Source organism: Tabrizicola sp. YIM 78059, from assembly GCF_004959785.1.
Lineage (GTDB): Bacteria > Pseudomonadota > Alphaproteobacteria > Rhodobacterales > Rhodobacteraceae > Tabrizicola > Tabrizicola caldifontis.
Map to the genome: position 1 here is coordinate 1 of NZ_SJZH01000015.1, position 16,642 is coordinate 16,642.

Consider the following 16,642-nt stretch of genomic DNA (forward strand, 5'->3'; position numbering starts at 1 on the left):
CGCGCCGCCTCCTACACCATCACCCGGGGCACTATCCCGAGTTCACCTCGAACGCGATCCTGAAGTTCGCGGATGACCGCAAGTTTGACTGCCACTACATCGCCCCCGGCAAGCCAACCCAGAATGCCTTTATCGAGAGCTTCAACGGCCGCCTGCGCGATGAGCTGTTGAACGAGACCCTGTTCCCGTCCCTGCACCATGCCCGCGCCACGCTGGCCGCCTGGCGCGCCGACTACAATAACGAACGCCCCCACTCCCGCCTCGGGTGGCAAACGCCGGCCGCCTTCGCCCAAACCTTCACCCCGCAACGGGGCCTGACGCTGCGCGACCCGCAAAGCTCCGCGCCAGCCCCCGTTGCCCAACCCGCCCAAATGGGCAAAACTCAGACCAGGAGTCTCGCTCACCCTGGATAAAAGTTGGGGGCAACGTCACCGCGTAACTAACGCTAATCAGTCTCCGGCAAACCCAGTACGGTTCAGTTGCCCAATTCAAGGCCGTTTCGAGATGGCCGGCCAGTTGGTTCTCCCTGGCCTCAAGCGCAATAAAATGGGCACTCCACCGTTCAGTCCGTATCGGCCGGGAACGTCGACGGTTCACCGAAGCGAAAGGCTGGACAGCCGGGCGCGGGCGGGGTCAGGGCGAACAGACCGCCTTCCCACGGATGGGCAGCAAGGTGGTCGGGCGTCATGGTGAATCGGGCCGAGGTGACATAGAGCGTCGCGAGGTCCGGCCCGCCGAAGGCGCAGCTCGTGGGCCAGGTGCAGGGCAGGTCCACGACGGCGATCACCCGGCCTTCTGGGTCGGTTCGTGTCAGGCAGGCGCCGCCGGCGACGCGGGCCGTCCAGATGCAGCCTTCCGCATCAAGGCAGGAACCATCCGGCAGGCCACGCCCGAAGCCGGACTGGAACGGGCGTCGGTCGTGCAGCCGGTTGTCCCGGACAGCATAGGTATAAAGCGCATCGTCCAGCGTGTCGGCAGTGATCAGCCGATCCGGTTCCGGCCAGACCAGCGTGTTGGTGATGCCGAACATGTCGTCCGAGACGCGGGAAAGCGTCAGGTCCGGGGCCAGCCGGTAAAGCCGGCCACGTTTGCCCTCGATGGCAAGGGGGGCGTCGTCCGCGCCTATGTTGTTCTGCATGGAGCCGACCCAGAAGGCGCCGTCCGGCCCCACGACGCCTTCGTTCAGGCGGTTACCGGGCAGGTCGGGCTCTACCTCGAAGAGGATGCGAAAGTCGCCGTCCCAGTCCCACAGAGCGATGTGGCGTTCAAGCCCCACGATTGCGCCGCCGTCCTTGCGCAGGCCGATCGAGGTGACGCGCCCCGGCGTTGGCCAGGTCTCGTGGGCGCCGGTTTGCGGGTCCAGCCGGTGGATGCGCCGCCCGATGATGTCCACCCAGACCAGGCAGGCGCGCGCATCGTCCCAGACAAGGCTTTCGCCGACGACATTGGCCGAGGGCAGGATCAGGCGGGCAGTCATAACATGGTCCCCAAAGCAGTTGACAACAGCCTAGTGCGAATCTATTAGCAATTCAACATCAACCTGTATGACAACTTTGTGGTGAAACGTATGGGGGAACTGACGGATCCCGGCGGCGGGCTGGTTTCCAGCACTGTCGGCGCGATCACCCGGCTGATCCGGGAGCAGGATCTGATGCCGGGCGACCGTCTGCCCTCCGAGGCGACGCTGTCCCGGGATCTTCAGGTGTCGCGCACGGTTGTGCGCGAGGCGTTCCGGTCGCTGGCCGCCATGCGGATCATCGAACTTGCAACCGGGAAGCGCGCCACCGTCGCACCGATCGACCATGGTGCCATGTCGTTGATCATCGAGCACGGGGTGCATACTGACCAGATCAGCATCCAGCAGATCTATGACGTGCGTCGCACCATCGAGACGCGGATCGTGACCCTCGCCTCGTTGCGGCGCAGCGACGACGAGGCGCGGATCATCCGGGAAGAGGCCGAGGCGATGCGCGCCAGTATCGCGACCCCCGAGGAGTTGATGCGCCATGACCTCGCCTTCCACATGGCCCTGGCGCGCGCCTCCAAGAACCCGGTCTTCGCGCTGATCGTCGGAGCCTTCCAGGGCATCACGTCGCAGACCTGGCCGATCGGCTGGCGAAGTCGCACCTCGGCCGAGGGGCGCGAGGCGATGATCGCCAACCATGAGAAGATCGCCGAGGCTGTCGCTGACGGCGATCCCGAACGCGCCGTTGCGGCGATGTCGCAGCATTTCGACGAAAGCGTGCGCGCCCTGATTTCGGCCGGCCTGACCTGAGGAAGCCATGAGGATCACCTCCATCGACACCATCCGCATCGCCGAACGGCCCAACCTTCTTTGGATCGAGGTCGGCACGGACGAGGGGATCAAGGGGCTGGGCGAGACCTTCTTCGGTGCCGCCACGGTCGAGGCGCACGTGCACGAATGGATCGCCCCGCGGGTGATCGGCCGCGACCCCCTGCAGATCGACCGGCTGTCCGCAGATCTGGTTGGTTATCTCGGGTTCCGTTCCTCGGGTGCCGAGGTGCGCGGGAATTCAGCCTTCGACATCGCGCTGTGGGATATCTTCGGCAAAGCCGTCGGCCAGCCGGTCGCGCAGGTTCTGGGCGGCTTCTCGCGCGACCGGATCCGCACCTACAACACCTGCGCCGGCACCGACTACATCAAGAAGGCCACCGGCCAGACGACTGCGAACTACGCCCTTTCCGGCGGCGGGCAGGATTACGACGACCTGAACGCCTTCCTGCACCGGGCCGACGAACTGGCGCAGTCCCTGCTGGAGGAAGGGATCACCGCGATGAAGATCTGGCCCTTCGACATCGCAGCCGAGCGCACGCGCGGGCAGTATATCTCTGTCCCTGACCTGAAGGAGGCTCTGCGCCCCTTCGAGAAGATCCGCGCCGCTGTGGGTGACCGGATGGACATCATGGTTGAGTTCCATTCGATGTGGCAGCTTCTGCCAGCGATCCAGATCGCAAAGGCGCTGGCTCCGTTCAATACCTTCTGGCACGAGGATCCAATCCGCATGGACAGCCTTGCCAGCCTGAAACGCTATGCCGAGCACAGCCCCGCGCCGATCTGCGCCTCGGAAACGCTGGGCTCGCGCTGGGCGTTCCGCGATCTGCTGGAAACCGGTGCCGCAGGGGTCGTGATGCTGGACATCAGCTGGTGCGGCGGGCTGTCCGAGGCGCGCAAGATCGCCGCCATGGCCGAGGCCTGGCATCTGCCCGTCGCTCCACACGACTGCACCGGGCCGGTGGTGCTCTGCGCCTCGACCCATCTTTCGCTCAATGCGCCGAACGCTCTTGTTCAGGAGAGCGTCCGCGCCTTCTACCGCACCTGGTACCGCGATCTCGTGACCGCCCTTCCCGAGGTGAAGGACGGCATGATCACGGTGCCGCCCGGTCCCGGTCTCGGGATGGAACTGCACCCTGATATCGGCCGGGCCTTCACCCTGTCGCGCAGGAGGTCGGACGCGACCACGATCTGATTGAAACCCTAGGGAGGAAACCCATGAAAAGGACCAACGGACTGGCGGCCCTGACAGCCGCCTTGCTGATGACGTCTGCCTTGTCGGCAAGGGCGCAGGACGCAATCGACATCGTCTTCACGCACCATTCGTCGGCCTCGAACACCTTCTGGCAGGCGGTCAAGAAGGGCTTCGACGACGCCTGCGGCAAGGTCGGGGCAAATTGCCAGATGCTGTTCACCCAGACCGAGGGGTCGATCCAGGATCAGCTCGCCAACATCGAGGCGGCGATCGCGCAGCAGCCCGATGCCATCCTGACCTCGATCGTGGACAACACCGCGCTGGATGAGGTGCTGAAACGGGCTCGCGATGCCGGCATCACCGTGATCGGTGTGAACGTGGACGATCTGGAAGGCGCGGCCGGCAATCCGCGGCAGGCCTTTGTCGGGCAGGGCTTTCTTGCGGCTGGCTATTCGCTGGGCAAGGCGCAATCCGCGAACTTCCCGGCCGAGGGGCCGATCAAGGTGCTGGTCGGCATCTCTGCGCCGGGGCAGAATTGGTCGGAACAGCGCGGGCAGGGCGTGATCAACTTCCTCGAGGAGTACAAGGCCAGCTCGGGCCGCGACATCACCTGGGAGAAGATCGACAGCGGAACCGATCTTGCCGTGACCGCCGACCGCGTGGGCGCCTATCTGGCCGCGAACCCCGACACCACGGCCTATTTCGACACGGGGTTCTGGCATGCCGCCGTCGCACGCGTGCTGGCCGACCGCGGCATCGAGCCGGGCAAGGTTCTGCTCGGCGGGTTCGACCTGGTGCCCGAGGTCGTCGAGCAGATGCAGAAGGGCTATGTGCAGGTCCAGGTGGACCAGCAGCCCTACATGCAGGGCTTCATCCCCGTCATGATGGTCTATCTCAACGAGACCATCGGCCTTGCCCCCGCAGATGTTGATACCGGGCAGGGCATCGTCACGCCGGCCGATGCCGACGCAATCATGGAACTTTCGGCGCAGGGCTTGCGCTGATCCCACGGGCTTCCGGGCACATGCGGCCCGGAAGCCCATGCTGCCAAAGGACATGCCGGATGCGACTTCTGGTCAAGACATTCCTTCAGAAACCGGAGCTTGCGGCGGCACTGCTGCTTGTGGCTCTGGTCGTGCTGTTCCAGATCCTGTCGAACGGCATCTTCCTGTCGACCGCCAACCTGCGCGGCGTCCTCGGGCTGCTTCCCGAAATGGCGCTGGTTGCGGTCGGCGTCACGCTGTTGATGATCTGCGGCGAATTCGATCTTTCGGTCGGCTCGGTCTTCGCGCTCATGCCGATGAGCATGGCCGTGCTGATGGCACAGGGCTGGCCCTTCCTGCCATCGGTCGCCATCGGGCTTCTGCTCTGCGCGGCGATCGGCTTTGTCAACGGCTGGCTGACCATCCGCTTCGCCATACCGTCCTTCATCACCACGCTAGGCATGCTGTTCATGGCGCGGTCTCTGACGGTGGTGATCTCGGGCGGCTTCCCGCCCCGGCTGGACATGGAGCGGATCCCTGAACAGATCTTCATCTCGTTCGTCGGCCCGGGAGAGTTGATCCGTGCCTCGTTTATCTGGTTCGTGGTGATCGCGGCCCTGGTAAGCCTGCTTCTGTCGCGCACGAACTTCGGCAACTGGGTGCGCGCGACGGGCGGCTTCCTGCCGGCGGCCAATGCTATGGGTATTCCGACCGCCCGGGTGAAGATCGCCTGTTTCATGATCTGTTCGGTTCTGGCGGGCTTTGCCGGCATGATCCAGGTGCTTCGCGTCGGCTCTCCGTTGCCTTCGATGGGCGAGGGGATGGAGCTTGCCGCCGTCGCCGCCGCAGTGATCGGGGGCACGGTGCTGACCGGAGGGATCGGGTCCATCCTCGGCGGAATCATCGGAGCCATCCTCATCCGCGTCATCGACAACGGCCTCGTCCTCAGTCGGGTCGACTCCAATTGGTTCAAGTTTGCCATCGGGGCGCTGACGATCCTTGCCGTGGTCGGCAACGCCTGGCTGCGCAAGCGCGGCCGCGCGATGAAGGTGGAGGGCTGAGATATGAGCACGGAGTTCCGCAGGGCCGCAGATCCCGTCATCTCGGTTCGCAACCTGCACAAGTGGTATTCCGGCGTGCATGCCCTGCGCGGCGTCAGCCTCGACTTCGAGCGCAACGAGGCCGTGGGCCTTGTAGGCGACAACGGTGCGGGCAAATCCACCCTGATCTCGATCCTGGCCGGCCTGCATCAGCCCGACGAGGGCGAGGTCATGGTCGATGGCCATCTAGTGCGAATGCGGGGCCCACGCGACGCGATGGACCAGGGGATCGAAACGATCTACCAGTACAACTCGATGGTTCCCAGCATGTCGATCGCTCGCAACCTCTTCATCGGGCGCGAGCCGCTGAAAGCCTCTCTGTTCGGCATCGGTATCCTGGACGAGGCACGGATGCGCGCCGAAAGCGTGGCCGCCATCGCCAGCGTGGACCTGCACCTGCGATCCCCCGATGCGCTGGTGGGCGAGTTGTCCGGTGGCCAGCGGCAGGGCGTGGCCATCGCCCGCGCCATGCACTTCAAGTCGAAGGTGCTGATCCTGGACGAGCCGACTAACCACCTTTCGGTCAAGGAGACGAACAAGGTCATCGGCTTCGTGAAATCGCTGGCCGCGCAGAAGGTGACCGGCATCTTCATCAGTCACAACATGCACCACGTCTTTGCCTGTTGCGACCGGGTGGTGGCCATGGCGCATGGCCGCGTGGTGCTGGACAAGCGGATCGAGGAGACCTCGATCGAGGAAGTCCACGACGTTCTCTAGGGAGGAAGCGATGAAAGCCGGCAGACATGTCGTGATCACCGGGGGCCTTGGCACGATCGGCCGGGCCATGGCGGCGGCCTTTGCCGCGGAAGGCCACCGTGTGACGGTGCTCGACCGCCCCGGCGGCGCGGCGCCGGGAGGCATGGTCTGGCTGGGGGTGGACCTGAACGATCTTGCCGCCACGCAGGAAGCCGCTTCGCGTCTTGCCGCAGACGATCCGGTCGATGTCCTGATCAACAACGCTGCGCTTATCATCAACAAGCCGCACGACGCCTTCAGTCTTGCCGAATACGAGGACCAGATCCGGGTCAACTCCTCGGCCGCCTTCGTGCTGACGCGCGCGCTTGCGCCCGGCATGAAGGCAAAGGCTTGGGGCAGGGTGATCAACCTGACCTCGATCACGCTGAACGGGCAGTGGGACGGCTATGTGCCCTATGTCGCCTCGAAGGGTGCGATGCTGGGGCTGACCAAGGGCTTTGCGCGAGAACTGGGCCCGCACGGGATTACGGTGAACGCCATTTCGCCGGGTGCCGTGGTGTCCGAGGCCGAGAACCGCGTGTTCGCCGACCGGCTGGAGGAATACAACGCCTGGGTTCTGGAACGACAGTGCATCAAGTCGCGCATCCAGCCGCAGGACGTGGCAAACCTTGCGCTCTTCCTGTGTTCGGATGCGGCGCGGATGATCTCGGGGCAGAACGTCGCCATCGATGGCGGCTGGTAGAGCGCACCGGATGATCGAACTGCGCGCCGGGCCGGCGCGGGCTTTGGTCGGTCCCGACCATGGGGCGGCGCTGGCGGTACTGGAAACGAATGGTCTGCCCATCCTGCGACCACTTGCGCCGGCGCGCGAGGCCGACCCCTTCGCCTGGGCCATGAACATCCTTGCGCCCTTCTCGAACCGGGTCTCTGTCCCGATCATGGTGGCTGGCAGTCCCGTTGCACTGGAGCAGAACCTGCCGGGAGAGGCCTTCCCGATCCACGGTGATGCGTTCCAGCGACCGTGGCACATCGTGGGGCATGCGCCTGACTCTGTCTCTCTCGACCTGCCTGCCGGCGCCTTCGGCCCGCTTCTATACAGTGCCCGGCTGAGCTATGGCCTGCGGCCCGACCGTCTTGATGTACGGCTTGTCCTGCGCAACCGGGCTGCCTGCGTCCTGCCCTTCGGGGGAGGCTTCCACCCCTGGTTCCCGCGGGATGGCGGAACGCGTGTCGCCTTTGCCGTCGCTGGCTGGTGGCCCGAGGACGGGCGGCACCTGCCTGCCACGCGAGAGCCCGCCGCGCTTCCCTCTGACCTGCAGTTCGACAGGCCGCGGCCGCTTCCCGATGGCTGGATCAACGCCGGCTTCTCCGGCTGGTCGGGCGCGGCAGAAATACGGCAGGGCCAGAGCGGTCTGACGATCCGGCTGACCGCGCCCGGCATGTCCACGGTGCTGCTCTATTCGCCGGGGCGGGAATCGGACTTCTTCTGCCTCGAGCCGGTCTCGCATCCGGTCGATGCCCATGCACTGCCGGGCTTTCCGGGGTTGCGCTTCCTGGCGCCGGGTGAAGATATGATCCTGTCGATGACAATGGAATGGACCCGAAATGACCGAAGCCCTGCCTCCTGACGCTCTCCTGATCGGCCGGATCTGGAACCCTGCCCTGGGCGGGCCATCGGTGGTGACCGTGCGCGACGGGCAGGTGGTGGACATCACCAGCCGCGCTGCGCCGACGGTGCGCGACATCTGCGAAATGGACGACCCCGTGGCCCATGTGCGCCGGGCCGAAGGGACGCCGGTCGCTCCGTTGGATGTGCTGCTCGCCGCGCCGGCAGGCGACCTATCGGTGGCGCATCTTCTTGCGCCTTGCGATCTTCAGGCGGTCAAGGCCTGCGGGGTAACCTTCGCCGGATCAATGGTCGAACGGGTGATAGAAGAGCGTGCGGGCGGCGATCCGGGCCGGGCCGAGGCGATCCGTGCCCGGATCGGCGCGGCGATGGGGGCCTCGCTGCGCAATATCCGCCCCGGTTCGCCCGAGGCTGCTGCTGCCAAGGCCGCGCTTCAGGCCGAAGGGCTTTGGAGCCAGTATCTCGAGGTCGGGATCGGTCCGGATGCCGAGGTCTTCTCGAAGGCGCAGGTGCTGTCCTCGGTCGGCCACGGGGCGGCCGTCGGGCTGCACCCTTCCTCGAAGTGGAACAACCCCGAGCCAGAGGTGGTGCTGGCGGTCTCGTCGCGCGGGCGGATCGTGGGGGCCGCCCTCGGTAACGATGTGAACCTGCGCGACGTCGAGGGGCGCTCGGCGCTCCTCTTGTCCAAGGCCAAGGACAACAACGCCTCTTGCGCGATCGGGCCCTTCATCCGGCTGTTCGACGCAGGCTGGGACCTGGACGCGGTGCGCAGGCTGGAGCTTCAGCTGCGCGTCGAGGGGCCGGAGGGCTTCGTGCTCGACGGGCGTTCCTCGATGGCCGAGATCAGCCGCGACCCCGAGGATCTGGTGGCCCAGACGATCGGGCGGCATCACCAGTATCCTGACGGGCTGATGCTTTTCCTTGGCACGCTTTTCGCGCCCACGCAGGATCGCGATGAACCGGGCGGCGGCTTCACCCATCGGATCGGCGACGTGGTAACGATCTCTGCCCCTGGCCTGGGTGCGCTGCGCAATACGGTGCGGCTTTCGACCGAATGCCCGGAATGGACCTTTGGCATCCGCGCACTGATGGGCAATCTGGCCGGGCGCGGGCTGCTTTAGAACGGGGAATGTGACCGGCAGGGCATGGTCGCAGACGGCCGCGAGGGCAGAAGCATCATTCCTGGGCGTTCCTTGACCGCTCGGGCCTGACATCGGGGATGCGGTAGATCGCCTCGAACCCTGAATCCCCGCCCGCGCGCGGTGATCGGATCTCGAAACTGCTGCCGGTCCGTTCCGCGATGGAGCGCACGATTGCCAGCCCAAGTCCGCTGCCCGTGGCACCGGACTTGGCCCGTTCGAACCGCTGCGTCAGTCGGGCAAGATCGTCTGCGGGCACGACAGGCCCCTCATTGGCGACGATCAGCGTGCCGTCCCCCGATAAGACCACATCGACCGGGCAGTCAGCGCGGCCATGCCGCAGGGCATTCTCGATCAGGTTGCGCAGCAGGATCGCGAAAGCGTCGGGGTCAAGATCCGTCAGCACGGCGGTTGCAGGCAGTGTGAGGCGGATGCACCCGGGTCCGCCAACCCGCGCGAGCTCGTCCACGATCAGCCGGGCCACAGGTCGCACATCGGCGACAAACCCGCGCCGCAGACGACCGCCTTCGGCGCGCGCAAGCTGCAGCAGGCGTTCCGCAAGGCGCGTCAGGCGCTTCAGGTTCGCCTCGATCTCGCCCGCCCTGGCCCTGGCATCCGCATCCCGCATTTCGGCCTGAAGCCTCTGGGCCTGCGCGATCGCCCCGGCCAGCGGGGTGCGCAATTCGTGTGCGGCATTCGCGGCAAAGCTGCGCTCTGATTCGAAGGCCGCATCCAGCCGGGCGAGCAGGCTGTTCATCGTTTCGGCCAGAGGTGCGATCTCGCTCGGCAGGTCGGTGCTGGCGACCGGGCTCAGGTCGCTTGCACCCCGCGCTGCCAGCCGGTCGCGGAACTTGCGCAGGGGGGCAAGGCTGGCGCGGACGGCCATGACGATGGCGATCAGCGCAACCGGCAGAACGACCAGCAGCGGCAGGCCCAGGCCCATCTGGATATCCCATGCGACAATGGCGCGATGGGCCAGCGGTTCCGCAACTGTGATGCGGATCGTGCCCTGCACGGCTTCGTCATTGTAAAGCCTGTGGGTCGCCGTGCTGCGGAAGCCCGCTCCGTCCCATGCGGGAAAGACCGTCGGGTCGGCAGCATGGGATTGCAGCAGGATGCGCCCCTGATCGTCACGCACGATGTAGGTGAAGTATTCGTCGTGCTCGCGGATGGCGGCCAGGCGCTGGCTGATCCCGGCTTCCTCGCGGTTCAGGATATCGACCACGGCAAGTGGCAGGATGCGCTGCGCGGTTTCCTGCAGCGCCGCGTCGAAGACCTGTTCGATCTCGCCCCGTGCGATCAGGGCGGTCACGCTGGCCGCAGCGACCCAAAGGGCGGTCAGCGCCAGGCCCAGCCAAAGGCCGAGACGCCCCTGAAGGCTGCGCGGCGCCTTCATGCGCGGCCAAGCCGGTAGCCGAGGCCGCGCTCTGTCTCGATCACGCCGGCGCCAAGCTTCTTGCGCAGGCGGCTGACATGCACTTCGATCGTGTTGCTTTCGATTTCGTTGCCGAAGGCATAAAGCTTGTCCTCTAGCTGCGCCTTGGACAGCAGCTGGCCGGGGCGGGACAGGAACGCCTCGAACAGAGCCCATTCGCGGGCGGTCAGGCTGATGGGGCGGCCGTCGCGGTGGACGGTGCGGGCCGCAAGGTCGATTTCCAGCGACCCGTGCGTGACGATGGGATTGGGGTTGCCCGCATAGCGCCGCGCGACCGACCCGATCCGCGCCGACAGTTCGGCGAGGTCGAAGGGCTTCACCAGATAGTCGTCGGCCCCGGCATTCAGCCCCTCGATCCGGTCGCTGATCTGGTCCAGCGCGGTCAGGATAATCACGGGCGTCACGTCGCCCTTTGCCCGCAGGCGGCGAAGGAACGGGATACCCCGGCCGTCCGGCAGCATCAGGTCAAGAAGCACAAGGTCGAAGTGCGCACCTGTCAGGGCATCGCCTGCGGCGTCCAGGCGCTGCACCCAATCGACCGAATGGCCATCGGCGGCAAGCTGGTCGCGCACCGCCGCGCCCAGGACCGTGTCATCCTCGATCAGCAATGTGCGCATAGGTCTCCCGCCGTTGCCTTGGCCCGTGTCGCCCCATGTTTTGTCGCCTAGGCCTGACATCAGGCTGAAGCCGGGATCCGACCGGCTTCAGCCTGCCGTCAGCTTCGGCGTTCATCACGGTGTCCGGACGTGCCCTAGCCCGGAGTGTGGCCGATGCGAAAGATCATGACAATTCTTGCCTTTCTGACAGCTATCACTGGCGGTGCGGCCTTTGCCGACGACGATTGCTTCGTGCCGATGGCCAACTGGCAGCCACGCGAGGCGGTCGCACGCCTTGCGGCCGAGCAGGGCTGGACCGTTCGGCGCATCAAGATCGACGACGGCTGTTACGAGATCGACGGCCGGAACGCCGATGGTCGTGCCATCGAGGCGAAGATCCATCCCGGAACACTGCAGATCCTGGAGGTCGAGTTCGATGATGATGAACACGACAAGGAACGGAAGGAACCGGAAAATGATTGATCCTGCATCCGGCCATGACGCGGGCGCGGCGATGGTGCGGGTCTGGGATCCCTTGGTGCGCGTCTTCCACTGGGGCCTTGTCGCGGCCTTTGCGACCGCCTGGCTGGCCGCCGACGAGGTCCAGCCGGTGCACGAGTTGGCAGGCTACACGGTGGCGAGTCTTGTCGTCTTTCGGCTGGTCTGGGGGTTCGCAGGCAGCCGTCATGCGCGGTTTGCCCAGTTCGTGACGGGTCCGGCAGCGACGCTCGCCTATCTTGGCGCCATGCTGCGTGGGCGCGAGCGCCGGTATCTCGGCCACAATCCGGCAGGCGCGGCAATGATTCTGGTCCTTCTGCTGACGCTGTCGGGGACGGCCTTCACCGGTTGGCTGATGACCGATCCGGCCCGCCAGGCCAGGCTTCCGGCCCTGCCGCAGACCTTGGCACCCGCCTGGGCGGATGACGACGAGGACGACTACGGCGAGGCCGATGGCTGGCAGGGCGACACAGACGGACCGCTCAGGGCAGCCCATGAAACCCTTGCGAACCTGACACTTCTTCTTGTCGCGCTCCACATCTTCGGTGTCGTCCTGGCCTCGGTCCGTCACCGCGAGAACCTCGTCCGCGCCATGCTGACCGGCGATAAACGGCCTGCCGACCCGGGCGATGTGGCCTGATCCTGTTCCCCGACCGCCTGTCCCGCGGTCCGACTGGCCCCGCCTTTTACCGGCGGGGCCCTTTTCTTCCTGACGCCATGCTGAAGCAGAAAACGCACGCGCGTCAGGAACCGCTCAGGTCCGGGGCACAGGTTCCGGGCAGCAGATCAAAGGAGACCAAGCCATGACATCCAGACTTTCCCTTCTTGTTGCCTCGTCAGCCCTGACGCTGACGCTTGGCCTTCCAGCCCTGGCCGCCTCACAGGGCCGGGGCGCTGCCACTGTGCAGTGCAGCAGCGTCTGCACCGCCGTATTCAGCTCGGACGACGGGTCCACGCAAGTGATCCGTGTGAGCGGTGATGATGACGATGAGGACGAGGGCGGATGGGGCCAGCTTTGGCAGGATGACGACGAAGGCGACGATTGCGACGAGGAAGACGATGAGGATGAAGATGACGATTGCGGGGGGGCCGGCGCGCGAGGCAATCCCGCACCAGCCGGCACCGTCGCGCCGCCGGCCAACGGCCTTTTCGGCAGCGGCGCGCCGCCCGTCGCCGTGACCAAGTGAGCCCATCTTCCTGTCATCCGGTCCCGGTAGAACCGGGACCGCAGCCAACGCCAGAGGATCTGTCATGAAATCCCTTCTCGCCACTCTTGCCCTGACCACCGCGCTGACCCTTCCGGGGCTGGCGATGGCGCGTCCCGTGACGCTGACGACCACGCTGAACAACTACGGTGGCGACGGGGCCTATCTGGCCTTTTACGTCACCGATGCCTCGGGCGCCTATGTCGGCAGCCTTTGGATGGCAGGCCACAAGTCCAAGTATTATGAACACCTGAGCAGCTGGTATGCCGCCACAGGCGGCGACGCGGCGCAGATCGACGGCATCACCGGCGCCAGCGTCGGCGCAGGCCGCTCGCTGGAAATCACGCTGGATCTGGCCGATGCGCTGTTCGATGCGGGCTACACGCTGCACATCGATGCGGCTGTCGAGGACATGCGCGACAGCCCGAACGAGATCGCCGTTCCGCTGACCACCGCAGGCGCGGGCCAGCCCGTGCAGGGCCGGCGCTACATCGCCAGTTTCGTCTATCGGTAGGGGGAAGGCCACCATGATCCGCGCGCTTCACCGCTGGCCGGGGCTTTTGGCCCTTGCGCTGCTTGCCGTCCTTTCGCTCAGCGGTGCGGCGCTGTCGGTCTTTCCTGCGGCCGAACGCCTTTCGGCACCGCAGCCCGGAGCAGGGCAGAGCGTGGCAGATCTTGCAGCGCTGGTGGCGGCAACCCATCCGGGGCTGGAGGAAATCCGCCGATCGCCCTCGGGCAGGATCACCGCCTGGTGGTTTCAGGGCGGCACGGCTGGCTCGGCCGTGGTCGATCCGGTGACCGGCGGCGATCTTGGCCCGGCCGACCCGAACCCGGTGGAACGGTGGCTGACCAACCTGCACCGTTCCCTCTTCCTTGGTGATTCAGGACGGCTGGCGATGGCGGCGGGTGCTGCGGCGATGCTGGTACTGGCTTTGTCGGGGGCGGCCTTGATCGCCCGTCGAGTCGGCGGCTGGCGTCACTGGTTCGCGCGCCTGCGGGGTCCAATCGCCGGTCGACTGCATGCCGAGATTTCCCGCATCGCCGTCTTCGGCCTTCTGTTTTCTGCAGGCACAGCGTTGTGGATGACGGCCTCGACCTTCAATCTTCTTCCCGATGACGCGCCTCGCCCGCCTTTGCCGGCGGCCATCAGCGGCACGACCAGACTGCCGATCGACCGGATGGCGGCACTGAGGTCGGTTCCGGTCGATTCGCTGCGAAAGCTGAGCTTTCCCCAGGAAGGGGATCTGCAGGATCTGTTCACCCTGGTCACCGATTCGGGCACGGGTCTGATCGACCAGGGCACCGGCGAAATGCTGGCATGGGCCGAGGCTACGCCCTGGCAGAAGGTGTCGGAAACCATCTACATGCTGCATACAGGACAGGGCGCGGCCACGTTCGGCCTGATCCTTGGCCTGCTTGCGCTCAGCGTTCCGATCCTGGGCATGACGGGCCTGCTGGTCTGGGCTCAGGGGCGTCGCGGCTGGACCCACCCGAAAGACAATGCTCCGGCCGCGCGGGCCAGGGACGTGATTCTTGTCGGCTCTGAAGGGGGCAGCACCTGGGGCTTTGCCGAAACACTGGCCAGGTCGCTTCGCGAGGCGGGGCAGGCCGTCCACGTTGCGCCGATGACTTCTTTTGAACCCGATCGCTACCCCCGTGCCGAACGTTTCCTGATCCTTGCCGCCACCTATGGCGACGGCGGTGCCCCTGAAACTGCGAAGGGGTTCCTCGATCGGCTGGGTGGCATGCGCAAGCCACCCGCAGCCCCCTTTGCCGTTCTGGGCTTCGGCGACCGCAGCTTTCCCGCCTATTGCGCCTTTGCGGCCGAGGTGGACCGCCTTGCCCGTGCGAAGGGCTGGGCCAGCCTTCTGCCGATGGATACGGTCGATCGTCAGTCGCCGCAGGATTTCGCTCGCTGGGGCAGGGCGCTGGGCGATGCCCTGGGCCTAAGCCTGGAGCTGGCCCACCAACCTGCCATACCCGATGGCTTTACACTCGATCTGATTTCGCGGCGCGATTACGGGGCAGAGGTGCAGGTGCCGATGGCGATCCTGCGGTTTGCCCTGCCGCGTGTCACGCTTTGGCAGCGTCTGACCGGTCGTGGCATGGCGCGGTTCGAGGCCGGAGACCTGCTTGGCGTCCTGCCCGAAGGCTCGCCTGTGCCGCGTCTCTATTCTCTGGCGTCGGGGGCAAGCGACGGATTCATCGAGATCGTTGTTCGCAAGCACCCGGGTGGTCTGACTTCCGGGCAGCTTGTGGCGCTGAAGCCGGGCGCGCGCGTCCGCGCCTTCCTTCGCCGCAATCCGCGGTTCCACGCCGGGCAGGATCGGGCACCGCTGATCCTGATTGGCGCGGGTACTGGCGTCGGCCCGCTGGCCGGGTTCATCCGTGCCAACGCCCGCCGCCGTCCGATGTATCTGTTCTTCGGGATACGCAACCGGGACAGCGACTTTCTGTATGGCGAGGAACTGGCCATCTGGCAGACCGAGGGGCGGCTTGCGCGCCTGTTCACCGCGGTTTCACGCGGAGCAAGGCCGCACTACGTTCAGGATGCACTGCGGGCCGAGGCTGCGCTGGTGGCTGATGCAATCCGCCAGGGTGCAAGGATCATGGTCTGCGGTGGACGTGACATGGCGCAAGGCGTTGCCCGCGCCCTTGAGGACATACTTGCGCCCTCGGGGCTTACGCCGGCGGTTCTGAAGGCTGAGGGGCGCTATGTCGAAGATGTCTACTGACCTGATCCGTCACGCCCTGAACGGCCCCACCATGGGCACCCGCTGGTCGGCACTGTTCTTCGCGCCCGATGGTTTCGACCCCGCCCCGGTGCGTGTCGCGCTGCAGGCAGCGGTCGATGCGGTTGATGACCAGATGTCCACCTGGAAGCCGGACAGCGACCTGATGCGCCTGAATGCCGCCCCTGTGGGCGCCTGGCAGAAACTGCCGCAGGATCTGGCCAGGGTGCTGGCACTGGGGCTGGCCATTGGCCGAGCATCTGAGGGGGCCTTCGACATCGGGCAAGGCGATGCCGTGTGCGCCTGGGGGTTCGGGGTGTCGGCCGCCGATCCGCTGGCGATCCGCACGGCCATGCAGGCCACCCGCCACCTGGCCCACGAGGTGCTGGAACTGGATGCGGGCCGTGTGCGCAAGACCGCCCCCGTTACCCTGGACCTGAACGGGATCGCTAAAGGATACGGAGTGGACCGGCTGGCCGAGACGTTGTTCGCCCATGGCATCCGCGATGCTTTGGTCGGGATCGATGGGGAAATGCGCGCAATGGGACTGCGCCCTGACGGGCATCCCTGGACCATTGCGGTCGAACGACCCGATCGCAACCGCCGCGCGCCCCATTCCATACTGACGCTTCAGGATGCCGCAGTGGCGACCTCGGGCAACTATCGTCACTGGGTCACGGTCAACAGTCGGCAACTGTCGCATACGATCGACCCTGCACGGGGCGCGCCGCTGCTGTCCCCGCCCGCATCGGTGACGGTGATCGCACCCACCTGCGCCGAGGCTGATGCCTGGGCGACGGCGCTGATGGTCAGGGGGGCCGAGGCGGGCGCAATGCTGGCAGAGAAGTCGTGTCTCGACGCCCTTTTCCTGACGCGCGATGATGCAGGCGGCACCAAAGCCCTTCCGGTTGGCAGACTGTTTTCCGGAACTCTCGCTGCGACGGCCGGGGCTGTCGAAGGTTAGACCCGCGGAGCCGCTGCTTCATCTCGTGAGGCAGCCCACGCGTGCGCAGGGGGGATGCCCATCGCGCATCGTGGCGCGGTGGTCGCTGCAGTGATGCCGCCAATCCGTTTTGTCCTCGCGCGGGGCGAGCCGCGCCTTGGCAGCTTTATGGCCATGCCGTGGCAGGGCACATTCACGCA

General features: G+C 66.0%; 18 protein-coding genes. 15 read left to right on the forward strand and 3 right to left on the reverse strand.

The genetic code is table 11. The features are described from left to right. On the forward strand, positions 1-413 hold a 413-nt coding region (locus tag EZM81_RS15745), incomplete at its 5' end, for a transposase (RefSeq protein ID WP_371685765.1). A 149-nt stretch (positions 414-562) separates the two neighbouring features. On the opposite strand, the gene EZM81_RS15750 is transcribed toward EZM81_RS15745, so the two are convergent. Next, complete coding sequence (locus tag EZM81_RS15750) at positions 563-1,477, reverse strand: SMP-30/gluconolactonase/LRE family protein (protein ID WP_136646365.1); 915 nt, start codon at positions 1,475-1,477, stop codon at positions 563-565. A gap of 90 nt (positions 1,478-1,567) precedes the next feature. Here EZM81_RS15750 and EZM81_RS15755 point away from each other — a divergent pair, with 90 nt between their 5' ends. The 8 genes from EZM81_RS15755 to EZM81_RS15790 are packed head-to-tail and all read left to right on the forward strand — an operon-like array spanning position 1,568 to position 9,015. After that, positions 1,568-2,275: a FadR/GntR family transcriptional regulator gene (locus tag EZM81_RS15755; protein ID WP_135451252.1), complete on the forward strand. Its 708-nt coding sequence runs from the start codon at positions 1,568-1,570 to the stop codon at positions 2,273-2,275. 7 nt (positions 2,276-2,282) lie between these two features. After that, positions 2,283-3,488 carry a mandelate racemase/muconate lactonizing enzyme family protein gene (locus tag EZM81_RS15760; RefSeq protein WP_136646366.1) on the forward strand — a complete coding sequence of 402 codons (1,206 nt, stop codon included), beginning with the start codon at positions 2,283-2,285 and terminating at the stop codon, positions 3,486-3,488. A 23-nt stretch (positions 3,489-3,511) separates the two neighbouring features. After that, positions 3,512-4,492 carry a sugar ABC transporter substrate-binding protein gene (locus tag EZM81_RS15765; protein ID WP_136646367.1) on the forward strand — a complete coding sequence of 327 codons (981 nt, stop codon included), beginning with the start codon at positions 3,512-3,514 and terminating at the stop codon, positions 4,490-4,492. Positions 4,493-4,551: 59 nt separating this feature from the next. Beyond that, entirely contained in the window at positions 4,552-5,532 is a 981-nt protein-coding gene (locus tag EZM81_RS15770; RefSeq protein ID WP_135451249.1) for an ABC transporter permease, read from the forward strand. A gap of 3 nt (positions 5,533-5,535) precedes the next feature. Further along, positions 5,536-6,288 carry an ATP-binding cassette domain-containing protein gene (locus EZM81_RS15775; RefSeq protein WP_135451248.1) on the forward strand — a complete coding sequence of 251 codons (753 nt, stop codon included), beginning with the start codon at positions 5,536-5,538 and terminating at the stop codon, positions 6,286-6,288. A 10-nt stretch (positions 6,289-6,298) separates the two neighbouring features. Next, the gene (locus EZM81_RS15780) at positions 6,299-7,009 is read left to right on the forward strand and encodes an SDR family oxidoreductase (RefSeq protein ID WP_136646368.1); all 711 of its coding nucleotides are present in this window, start codon (positions 6,299-6,301) and stop codon (positions 7,007-7,009) included. A gap of 10 nt (positions 7,010-7,019) precedes the next feature. After that, positions 7,020-7,895: an aldose 1-epimerase gene (locus EZM81_RS15785; RefSeq protein ID WP_167851058.1), complete on the forward strand. Its 876-nt coding sequence runs from the start codon at positions 7,020-7,022 to the stop codon at positions 7,893-7,895. Further along, entirely contained in the window at positions 7,873-9,015 is a 1,143-nt protein-coding gene (locus EZM81_RS15790; RefSeq protein WP_136646370.1) for a fumarylacetoacetate hydrolase family protein, read from the forward strand. Before EZM81_RS15785 ends, EZM81_RS15790 begins: the two co-directional genes overlap by 23 nt. Positions 9,016-9,070: 55 nt before the next feature. On the opposite strand, the gene EZM81_RS15795 is transcribed toward EZM81_RS15790, so the two are convergent. Further along, complete coding sequence (locus EZM81_RS15795) at positions 9,071-10,429, reverse strand: ATP-binding protein (protein WP_136646371.1); 1,359 nt, start codon at positions 10,427-10,429, stop codon at positions 9,071-9,073. Next, the gene (locus EZM81_RS15800; RefSeq protein ID WP_136646372.1) at positions 10,426-11,085 is read right to left on the reverse strand and encodes a response regulator transcription factor; all 660 of its coding nucleotides are present in this window, start codon (positions 11,083-11,085) and stop codon (positions 10,426-10,428) included. Before EZM81_RS15800 ends, EZM81_RS15795 begins: the two co-directional genes overlap by 4 nt. Before the next feature lie 153 nt (positions 11,086-11,238). Between EZM81_RS15800 and EZM81_RS15805 the strand changes: the two genes are divergently transcribed. From EZM81_RS15805 to EZM81_RS15830, 6 genes are all read left to right on the forward strand, one after another. Beyond that, entirely contained in the window at positions 11,239-11,547 is a 309-nt protein-coding gene (locus tag EZM81_RS15805) for a PepSY domain-containing protein (protein WP_136646373.1), read from the forward strand. Next, entirely contained in the window at positions 11,540-12,202 is a 663-nt protein-coding gene (locus EZM81_RS15810) for a cytochrome b/b6 domain-containing protein (RefSeq protein ID WP_248298246.1), read from the forward strand. The genes EZM81_RS15805 and EZM81_RS15810 overlap by 8 nt, the downstream gene beginning before the upstream one ends. A 163-nt stretch (positions 12,203-12,365) precedes the next feature. Beyond that, positions 12,366-12,749: a hypothetical protein gene (locus tag EZM81_RS15815; protein ID WP_136646374.1), complete on the forward strand. Its 384-nt coding sequence runs from the start codon at positions 12,366-12,368 to the stop codon at positions 12,747-12,749. A gap of 64 nt (positions 12,750-12,813) precedes the next feature. Further along, the gene (locus tag EZM81_RS15820) at positions 12,814-13,281 is read left to right on the forward strand and encodes a DUF2271 domain-containing protein (protein WP_135451278.1); all 468 of its coding nucleotides are present in this window, start codon (positions 12,814-12,816) and stop codon (positions 13,279-13,281) included. 13 nt (positions 13,282-13,294) lie between these two features. Beyond that, positions 13,295-15,502 (forward strand): PepSY domain-containing protein, encoded by a 2,208-nt coding sequence (locus EZM81_RS15825; RefSeq protein ID WP_136646375.1) that lies wholly within the window; start codon positions 13,295-13,297, stop codon positions 15,500-15,502. Next, positions 15,483-16,463: an FAD:protein FMN transferase gene (locus tag EZM81_RS15830; RefSeq protein ID WP_136646376.1), complete on the forward strand. Its 981-nt coding sequence runs from the start codon at positions 15,483-15,485 to the stop codon at positions 16,461-16,463. The genes EZM81_RS15825 and EZM81_RS15830 overlap by 20 nt, the downstream gene beginning before the upstream one ends. The last annotated feature ends 179 nt before the right edge of the window (positions 16,464-16,642 follow it).

Coding starts and splice junctions, on each gene's coding strand:
- EZM81_RS15750 (WP_136646365.1), bottom strand. CDS start 1,477: ATGACTGCCCGCCTGATCCTGCCCTCGGCCAATGTCGTCGGCGAAAGC.
- EZM81_RS15755 (WP_135451252.1), top strand. CDS start 1,568: ATGGGGGAACTGACGGATCCCGGCGGCGGGCTGGTTTCCAGCACTGTC.
- EZM81_RS15760 (WP_136646366.1), top strand. CDS start 2,283: ATGAGGATCACCTCCATCGACACCATCCGCATCGCCGAACGGCCCAAC.
- EZM81_RS15765 (WP_136646367.1), top strand. CDS start 3,512: ATGAAAAGGACCAACGGACTGGCGGCCCTGACAGCCGCCTTGCTGATG.
- EZM81_RS15770 (WP_135451249.1), top strand. CDS start 4,552: ATGCGACTTCTGGTCAAGACATTCCTTCAGAAACCGGAGCTTGCGGCG.
- EZM81_RS15775 (WP_135451248.1), top strand. CDS start 5,536: ATGAGCACGGAGTTCCGCAGGGCCGCAGATCCCGTCATCTCGGTTCGC.
- EZM81_RS15780 (WP_136646368.1), top strand. CDS start 6,299: ATGAAAGCCGGCAGACATGTCGTGATCACCGGGGGCCTTGGCACGATC.
- EZM81_RS15785 (WP_167851058.1), top strand. CDS start 7,020: ATGATCGAACTGCGCGCCGGGCCGGCGCGGGCTTTGGTCGGTCCCGAC.
- EZM81_RS15790 (WP_136646370.1), top strand. CDS start 7,873: ATGACCGAAGCCCTGCCTCCTGACGCTCTCCTGATCGGCCGGATCTGG.
- EZM81_RS15795 (WP_136646371.1), bottom strand. CDS start 10,429: ATGAAGGCGCCGCGCAGCCTTCAGGGGCGTCTCGGCCTTTGGCTGGGC.
- EZM81_RS15800 (WP_136646372.1), bottom strand. CDS start 11,085: ATGCGCACATTGCTGATCGAGGATGACACGGTCCTGGGCGCGGCGGTG.
- EZM81_RS15805 (WP_136646373.1), top strand. CDS start 11,239: ATGCGAAAGATCATGACAATTCTTGCCTTTCTGACAGCTATCACTGGC.
- EZM81_RS15810 (WP_248298246.1), top strand. CDS start 11,540: ATGATTGATCCTGCATCCGGCCATGACGCGGGCGCGGCGATGGTGCGG.
- EZM81_RS15815 (WP_136646374.1), top strand. CDS start 12,366: ATGACATCCAGACTTTCCCTTCTTGTTGCCTCGTCAGCCCTGACGCTG.
- EZM81_RS15820 (WP_135451278.1), top strand. CDS start 12,814: ATGAAATCCCTTCTCGCCACTCTTGCCCTGACCACCGCGCTGACCCTT.
- EZM81_RS15825 (WP_136646375.1), top strand. CDS start 13,295: ATGATCCGCGCGCTTCACCGCTGGCCGGGGCTTTTGGCCCTTGCGCTG.
- EZM81_RS15830 (WP_136646376.1), top strand. CDS start 15,483: ATGTCGAAGATGTCTACTGACCTGATCCGTCACGCCCTGAACGGCCCC.